We start from the raw sequence: 4565 nt of genomic DNA on the forward strand, positions 1-4565 counted from the left end.
GGTGAAGGTAACGAGGTCGCGCCAGTAGCAATCATCTTGAAAGCAATCGACCGCCTTCTCGATGTCATTGGCAGCAAGCGCGGCGCCGAATTGATCGAGCAGGTCGGACAGTTTCTTGCTAGGGGCCGTGTTCTTGCTAGAGGGCTTGTCGAGCATCAGGTTTCCTCCCGTGAAATCCAGATCGTCATGGTGGTCGCTCCGCCGGGCTTGCCGCCGGACGATCAAGTATCGTCAGAGATGGTGGCCCTCGTCACGCCCCACCATAGTTTCCAGCGATTTCAATGGTCTATCCTAGAAATGAGATCGCCAGGCGGTTTCGGAATCGCCCGGGCGCCGGAAACGAACGTTCCATTTGTGAATGCCGCGCCGGTCGCGCAAAATTGATGGTCAAATGCCGCAATGCGGTCACCCGGGCCGATGACAACCGATCGGTGAGAAGCCGGGAAGCGGTGGCGGGCAACAGGGCGGTTCCCGGGATTTTCTGGATGCGGAACTCTGGAGCCCGTTATGATCATCATACCTTTCATCCAAGCGTCTTCATGTCGCTCCCTTGGCCGGCGTGGACGCGCAGCAGCAATGGCCGCGGTCATGGCCTTGAGCGCGACCCTGACCGGCCCGCTGGTGCTGCCCGGAACGCAGGCGCATGCGGCGGAAATTGCCGTCACCGTCCGCGAAAGGCTTTCGAATTATGGCGGATGGCGAACCTCGGCCCGATTCGGCGATGTCTGGGTTCCCTCGGTCCGTACCGAATGGCGGCCGTACACCGAAGGCAGGTGGGTCTGGACCGACGATGGCTGGTACTGGCAGTCCACCGAGCCATTCGGCGATGTCGTCTATCACTATGGCCGCTGGGCGTATGATCCCGATTTCGGCTGGGTGTGGATCGCCGGCGATCAATGGGCGCCAGCCTGGGTGGTGTGGCGTCAGGGCGGCAATGATGTCGGCTGGGCTCCAGCGCCGCCCGACGTCGGTGTCGCCTTCGACGACGCCTGGTGGTGTTTCGTGCCTGTGGCGGCGATCGGCGCGGTCGATCTGGTCAGGATGGTGCGGCCGGTGCAGGAGAACGTCGTCATCATGCGCAACACGACGATCATCAACCAGACGGTCGTGGTCAACAATGCACCGCGCGTGCGACTTGGCAATCAGGTCGTTGCAATCAATGCCGGACCCCGGCTGCAGCAACTCCCGAAGCCCGTCATCGAATCGATCAAGGCGGCAAAACTGGTTCCGCCTCGCAAAGGCGTGTTTGCCAGTGCACGGCTCGATGTTTCCAGGGGCGCCGAGATCAAGAGGCTTGCCGGCAATACAAAGGGGAACGGGCAAATCCTGGCGGGTCCCAAGACTGCGACCGGCAACAAGGCCATTTCCCCCGGCGCGGTGACTGCCAGCAATCCGGTGGTCGTGAAGCCGGTGAGCAAGCGGATGGCCGCCGGCAACGGCGCGAAGGCCGATGCGCTCAAGCTGCATGCCGACAGGACCGCGGGCGACGGACGCATCGTTGTCAAATCGTCGCTCAACCGGGGGTCGCCCAAGCCGGTTTCGGGGCAGCGTCTTGCACGCGGAGCTGGGCAACAAAAGCCGCATCAGCAAGCGTTGGCAATGCGCATGCCCCAGCACCATGCCCCGGCAAGGGTGGCACCCCACCATCCGCCAGCGAAGATGCAGGCCAGGAAGGCGTTCAAATGCGATCCACGCGTTTCCCGCTGCAAGGCGCCGGGCTGACAAGCTCGATCGCGCCGGCACGCTGTGCGCGCCGGCGCGATTTTTCCCGTTGACAGGCTGCCTTGCCCGCCCTTAGTGTCCGCCACCATGAAAACGGCACTCATTCTCGTAGGAAAGCGCGTGGGCAAGGCGGTGTAACCGCCGGGCGAAAACCCCCCATGCGCAAGACACAGGCTCCCTCGGGGGCCTTTTTTATTGCCTTAAACACGACTAAACGACCAGCAAACGCCAAATGGCGACAGTACGGGACCAGACCGATGAGCAACGGACAGAACGAGCGGCGCGAGATGACAGGTGCCGAAATGGTGGTGCAGGCGCTGAAGGACAATGGCGTCAAGCATGTCTTCGGCTATCCCGGCGGCGCTGTCCTTCCGATCTATGACGAGATCTTCCAGCAGGACGATGTCGAGCACATACTGGTGCGCCACGAGCAGGGCGCCGGCCATGCGGCCGAAGGCTATGCGCGTTCGACCGGCAAGGCCGGCGTCATGCTGGTGACCTCCGGCCCCGGCGCCACCAATGCGGTGACGCCGCTGCAGGACGCGCTGATGGATTCGATCCCGCTGGTCTGCCTGACGGGGCAGGTGCCGACCTCGCTGATCGGCTCCGACGCTTTTCAGGAATGCGATACGGTCGGCATCACGCGCCCCTGCACCAAGCACAACTGGCTGGTGAAGGACGTCAACGAGCTCGCCGCCACCATCCACGAGGCTTTCCATGTCGCGACCACCGGCCGTCCGGGTCCGGTCGTCGTCGATATTCCGAAGGACGTGCAGTTCGCCAGGGGATTCTACGTCCCGCCGCAGATCGCGCCGCGCACCAGCTACCAGCCCAAGGTCCAGGGCGACCTGGAAAAGGTCAAGGCGGCGGTCGAGCTGATGGCCAGCGCCAAGAAGCCGATCATCTATAGCGGCGGCGGCGTCATCAATTCCGGCCCGGAAGCGAGCCATCTGCTGCGCGAACTGGTCGATCTTACCGGTTTCCCGATTACCTCGACGCTGATGGGCCTCGGTGCCTATCCGGCATCGGGCAAGAACTGGATGGGCATGCTCGGCATGCACGGCACCTATGAAGCCAACATGGCCATGCATGACTGCGACGTGATGATCTGCATCGGCGCGCGTTTCGACGACCGCATCACCGGCCGGCTGACCGCGTTCTCGCCGAATTCGAAGAAGATCCACATCGACATCGATCCATCGTCGATCAACAAGAACGTTCACACCGAGGTGCCGATCATCGGCGATGTCGGCCGGGTGCTGGAGGATATGGTGCGGCTGTGGCGCGCGAGCGCCAAGGCCGACAAGAAGGCGCTCTACCCGTGGTGGGAGCAGATCGCCAAATGGCGTGCGCGCGACTCGCTCGCCTACAAGATGAACAACGACGTGATCATGCCGCAATACGCCATCGAGCGGCTCTACGAACTGACCAAGGGCATGGACACCTACATCACCACCGAGGTCGGCCAGCACCAGATGTGGGCGGCGCAGCACTATCATTTCGAGAAGCCGAACCGCTGGATGACGTCAGGCGGGCTGGGCACGATGGGTTACGGCCTGCCGGCGGCGCTCGGCGTGCAGATCGCGCATCCCGACGCGCTGGTCATCGACATCGCCGGCGACGCCTCCGTGCAGATGACGATGCAGGAGATGAGCGCTGCCGTGCAGCACGACGCGCCGATCAAGATCTTCATCCTGAACAACCAGTATATGGGCATGGTGCGGCAGTGGCAGCAGCTGCTGCACGGCAACCGGCTGTCGCATTCCTACACCGAGGCGATGCCCGACTTCGTCAAGCTCGCCGAGGCCTATGGCGGACACGGCATTCGCTGCGAGAAGCCGGACGAACTGGACGACGCGATCAAGGAGATGATCTCGGTCAGGAAGCCGGTGCTGTTCGACTGCCGCGTGGCGACGCTCGCCAACTGCTTCCCGATGATCCCATCGGGCAAGGCGCACAATGAGATGCTCTTGCCCGACGAGGCGACCGACGAGGCGGTGGCCAACGCCATCGACGCCAAGGGCAGGGAACTGGTGTAGCCGGCAGAACCAAGGCAGAGCTGTCGCCAGAAAGCCCTGCGCAAACAAAGAATTAGCTCAAGAGCTTGAAATCGAGATTCATGTCATGAACGCACAGCTACAACCGACCGGCTCCGCCTATTTCATCGCCAAGGAGACGGAAAAGCCGGAAAACCACACGCTTTCCGTGCTGGTCGACAATGAGCCGGGCGTGCTTGCCAGGGTCATCGGCCTGTTTTCCGGGCGTGGCTACAACATCGAGAGCCTGACCGTCTCCGAGACCGAGCATGAAAAGCATTTGTCGCGCATAACCATCGTGACGCGCGGCACGCCGCATGTGCTGGAGCAGATCAAGCACCAGCTCGAGCGCATCGTGCCGGTGCACCGCGTCGTCGACCTGACCGTGCGTTCGCATGAATCCGGGCAGGAGCGGCCGCTGGAGCGCGAACTGGCGCTGGTCAAAGTCGCCGGCACCGGCGAGGCCCGGGTCGAGGCGTTGCGGCTGGCCGATGCGTTCCGCGCCAGCGTCATCGACGCCAACACCGAGCATTTCATCTTCGAGATCACCGGCAAAGGCTCCAAGATCGACCAGTTCATCGCCATCATGAAACCGCTCGGCCTGGTCGAAATCTGCCGCACCGGCGTGGCAGCGTTGAACCGCGGCCCGCAGGCGATGTAGGACTTCGGCGGGGCTGGCGCCGAACGCGTCAGCCAGCTTCCATAGTGAGGCTTCCGATGCTGACTTGTCAGGGAGGATATCCATGTCGCTCGACGCATTCCTTGCCCTGCTTGTCTACGCCTTCGTGACCTCGATCACGCCGGGGC

General features: G+C 62.8%; 4 protein-coding genes. All 4 read left to right on the plus strand.

Annotated elements, in window-relative coordinates:
- On the plus strand, nucleotides 1-384 hold a 384-nt coding region (locus tag EN893_RS38160; RefSeq protein WP_164900972.1), incomplete at its 5' end, for a hypothetical protein.
- 204 nt (nucleotides 385-588) lie between these two features.
- A complete protein-coding gene (locus EN893_RS19805; protein WP_245481062.1) occupies nucleotides 589-1722 on the plus strand; it encodes a DUF6600 domain-containing protein in 1134 nt (377 codons plus the stop codon).
- A gap of 257 nt (nucleotides 1723-1979) precedes the next feature.
- Nucleotides 1980-3761 (plus strand): acetolactate synthase 3 large subunit, encoded by a 1782-nt coding sequence (locus tag EN893_RS19810; protein WP_127272402.1) that lies wholly within the window; start codon nucleotides 1980-1982, stop codon nucleotides 3759-3761.
- Between the two features lie 85 nt (nucleotides 3762-3846).
- The gene (ilvN, locus tag EN893_RS19815) at nucleotides 3847-4419 is read left to right on the plus strand and encodes an acetolactate synthase small subunit (protein WP_023757090.1); all 573 of its coding nucleotides are present in this window, start codon (nucleotides 3847-3849) and stop codon (nucleotides 4417-4419) included.
- Nucleotides 4420-4565: the final 146 nt, after the last annotated feature.

The organism is Mesorhizobium sp. M7A.F.Ca.CA.004.04.2.1 (genome assembly GCF_004022825.1).
Taxonomy (GTDB): Bacteria; Pseudomonadota; Alphaproteobacteria; order Rhizobiales; family Rhizobiaceae; genus Mesorhizobium.